Origin of the sequence: Pseudomonas sp. NFX98 (assembly GCF_047784845.1) — a bacterium.
Taxonomy (GTDB): domain Bacteria; phylum Pseudomonadota; class Gammaproteobacteria; order Pseudomonadales; family Pseudomonadaceae; genus Aquipseudomonas.
Map to the genome: position 1 here is coordinate 1 of NZ_JBLNNF010000049.1, position 756 is coordinate 756.

Consider the following 756-nt stretch of genomic DNA (forward strand, 5'->3'; position numbering starts at 1 on the left):
GCCTGGAAATCGACGGCGAGACGGTGGTCTGGGTCGATGCGGAGAACCGGCGCACGCCGTTTCCGCTGCCGAGCCTGACGCGTCCGGCGATCCACAACAGCCTGTCGCGGGCGGCGATCTACCTCGGAGAGGAACCGGAAGAGTTGATTGTCGCGCTGGCTGGCGAGTCGGTGCGCTTTTTCCATTTTCTGGGTGGGCGCTTGAGCGCGATCAGCGATGCCTACGGCAATCGTCTGACGGTGCAGCGCGATTTTTCCGGGTGCATCCAGCGCCTGGACAACGGCGCCGGGCGCTGTTTGTGGTTGCGCTATGAACGTAGCCATTTGGTCGCCGTCGACTACCAGCGCTTTTACCTCGGCGACGATCAGCCGCCGGCCTGGCGCACCGAGCAGACCTTGGTCAGCTACCGCTACGACGCGCGCTGGCGGTTGATCGAAGCGATGAATGCCGCCGGTGAAAGCGAACGCTACGACTACGACGAACAGCAGGTCATCCTGCAACGGCAACTGGCCGGTGGCGCGAGTTTCTATTGGGAGTGGGAAAAGTCCGGCAAGGCTGCCCGATGTGTCCGCCACTGGGCCTCGTTTGCGCAGATGGACACCCGTTACCGCTGGGATGACCACGACGGTGTGGTCCTGAAACACGCCGATGGTAGCGAGGAAACCTACGTCCACGACTCGCAGGCACGGCTGGTGCAGCGGGTCGCCGCCGACGGGGGTCAGCAGCACAAGGCCTACGACGCGCAGGGTCGTTTGC

The 756-nt window shown here is 64.0% G+C and carries 1 pseudogene; it reads left to right on the plus strand.

The annotated features are described in order from the left end of the window. Positions 1–756, plus strand: a pseudogene (locus tag ACM110_RS29995) (type IV secretion protein Rhs); the annotation flags it as partial.